The organism is Acidovorax sp. GW835-FHT14B10, assembly GCF_058793725.1.
On sequence record NZ_JBXAGC010000065.1, the window covers coordinates 1 to 2,773 of the forward strand.

General features: G+C 64.3%; 2 protein-coding genes. Both read left to right on the top strand.

What is annotated here, in order from left to right:
• Positions 1-241 precede the first annotated feature (241 nt).
• On the top strand, positions 242-1,765 hold the full coding sequence (gene istA, locus AC1Q5S_RS22175) for an IS21 family transposase (protein ID WP_492239447.1): 1,524 nt from the start codon (positions 242-244) through the stop codon (positions 1,763-1,765).
• 57 nt (positions 1,766-1,822) lie between these two features.
• Positions 1,823-2,605 (top strand): IS21-like element helper ATPase IstB, encoded by a 783-nt coding sequence (gene istB / locus AC1Q5S_RS22180; protein ID WP_492239448.1) that lies wholly within the window; start codon positions 1,823-1,825, stop codon positions 2,603-2,605.
• Positions 2,606-2,773: the final 168 nt, after the last annotated feature.

Genomic DNA, 2,773 nt, shown 5'->3' on the forward strand with positions numbered 1-2,773 from the left:
TGGGTATTTCGGACCAACGTGACCGGTGATTTCGGCATCGTGACCGAGGATTTCGGTCGATCGTGACCGAACTCCTTTTCGGCTCATCGTGACCGGCCGTTTCGGCAACGTGACCGATCATTTCGGTCATCATGACCGCCGTTTCAGTCCACGTTTTTGTGGGATCTGAAGCCTGGCGGTGCTGCGTAGAGAACTCAACCCGGGCGTCCTAACCTCGACGGCTTTTGCCCTCAGGAGCCAGATGCCCAAACCTCGAATGTCTCTACGCATGATCAAAGACGTTATCCGCCTGAAGTGGCAGGCCGATCTCTCGCACGAGCAGATCGCCTCCACCCTCAACATCTCCAAGGGGGCCGTGACCAAGTACGTTGGCCTGACCCATGCCGCCGGCCTGGATTGGGAGACTGTCCAGGACTGGAGCGAGCAGCGACTGACCTCCACCCTGCTGCCCAAGGCGAACACCTCGCAGCCCTACATCACCCCCGACTGGGGCCGCATCCACCGCGAACTCGACCGCAAGGGCGTCACGCTCATGCTGTTGTGGCAGGAGTACGTGGAGGCCCATCCCCATGGTCGTACCTGGCGCTACACCCAGTTCTGCGGTCACTACAAGGACTTCGCCCAAACCCTCAAGCGCTCGATGCGCCAGCACCGGCGTGCCGGCGAGAAGCTGTTCATCGACTTCGCTGGTTCCACGGTGCCCATACACAATGGCGCGCGCGCCCAGGTCTTTGTCTCGGCCATGGCCGCCTCCAGTTGCGTCTTCGCCTGCGCCACGCCCGCGCAGCGCCTGGATGACTGGGTCCAGGGCATGGTGCGCGCGCTGCACTTCTACGGGGGTGTGCCGCAATTGATCGTGCCTGACAACGCCCGTGCCGTGATCGCCACGCCAGACCGTTACGAGCCACGTGCCAACGAGACGGTGCAGGACCTGGCCCGCTACTACGGCACCTCGGTATTGCCTGCGCGCCCACGCACGCCGCGCGACAAGGCCACGGCCGAGAGCTCGGTTCAGGTCGTCACCCGCTGGATCCTGGCGCGGCTGCGCCACCAGCGTTTTGACAGCGTCGCCCAGGTGGACGCGGCCATTGCGCAACTGCTCCCCAGCCTCAATGAGCGAGCCTTTCAGAAGTTGCCGGGCAGCCGCGCCAGCGTGTTTGCCGAGCTGGACGCCCCAGCCCTGATGCCGCTGCCGCAGCAACCCTATGAGCTCGCGCGCTTCAAGACCGTGAAGGTCCACATCGACTACCACGTCGAGATCGACGCTCACCGGTACAGCGCACCGCACCCGCTGGTCGGGCAGACGCTGGAGGCACGCATGACCGGCCACGGCATCGAGTTGCTCTTGCGTGGTCAGCGCGTGGCCGCCCACGCGCGCAGCGACAAGCGTGGGGGCTTCACCACGGTGGAGGCACACATGCCTGCGGCGCACCGCGCCCACATGGAGTGGACGCCACAGCGCCTGATCGAATGGGGCCAGCGCATCGGCATGGCCTGCGGCGAGTTGATCACCCGCCTGCTGCAAACCTACAAGCATCCCGAACACGGCTACCGCTCTTGCCTGGGCTTGCTGAGCCTCTCGCGCAGGTACGGCCCCGTGAGGCTGGAGGCCGCCTGCGTGCGGGCGCTGGCCCTGGGCACATTGCGCTACAGCCATGTGCGTGACTTGCTCGCCAACAACCGTGAGCAGATCACGCCACAGGCCGAGTCTGACTGGACCAGCCCGGCGCACGCGAACCTGCGCGGCCCGGGCTATTACCAGTGACGTCCTGCCACCGCATCCATTGCCTCCAACTTCTATCCATCGATCCAGAACACTTCCATGCTCAACAACGCCACCATCGCCCAACTGCGCTCGCTCAAACTCGTGGGCTTCGCCGATGCCTTGCAACAACAACACGAACAGGCCGACTGCCTGAACATGTCATTCGATGAGCGCCTGGCCTTGCTGGTCGAGCGCGAGGTCTACGCCCGGGGTGACCGCAAGCGGGTGCGGTTGCTGCAACAGGCGCAGCTCAAGTACCCATCGGCCACTTTGGAGGACGCCAGCTTCGAGGGCATCCGAGGGCTGGACCGGCCAGCCCTCATGGGCCTTGCTCTGTCCACCTGGATTGAGCGCGGCGAGACCGTGACCCTGGCCGGCGCTACCGGTTTGGGCAAGACCTGGCTGGCTTGTGCGCTGGCCCAGTATGCGTGTCGCCAGGGTCGCTCGGCGCTGTACTTGCGCGTGCCTCGACTGGCAGAAGAGCTGCGCATCTTGCATGGGGCCGGCAGCTTCCGACGCTGGTTGCAGCAACTCGCCAAGATCGACGTGCTTGTGCTGGACGACTGGGGCATCGGAAACCTGGATGCCGCCACGCGTGCCGATTTGCTGGAGGTCATTGATGACCGGGTGGGCCAGCGCGCCACCATCATCGCCCACCAACTGCCCATCGAACATTGGCATGCGTGGCTGGGCGATCCCACAGTGGCCGACGCCATCCTGGACCGGTTACTGCAGCGTTGCCGGCGCTTCAGCCTGGACGGCGAGTCGCGGCGAACCGGCCGCACGGCGCGCACTGCAACAGTTTCAAAAACGACCATCAAGGAACCAATGAAGACCTGACAGCCGCTCCAAAACCGTAAACTCGACCCCCTACGCAGCACCGCCAGCACCATGGCGGTCACGATCGCCGAAACGGGCGGTCACGATACCGAAACAGCGCTGAAATCACTCTTCAGCCCACCGGCCACGATGCGCCGAAATGATCGGTCACATTCGCCGAAATACGCA

Excerpts from the sequence above, each read along its gene's own strand:
- istA (WP_492239447.1), top strand. The coding sequence starts at position 242 with ATGCCCAAACCTCGAATGTCTCTACGCATGATCAAAGACGTTATCCGC.
- istB (WP_492239448.1), top strand. The coding sequence starts at position 1,823 with ATGCTCAACAACGCCACCATCGCCCAACTGCGCTCGCTCAAACTCGTG.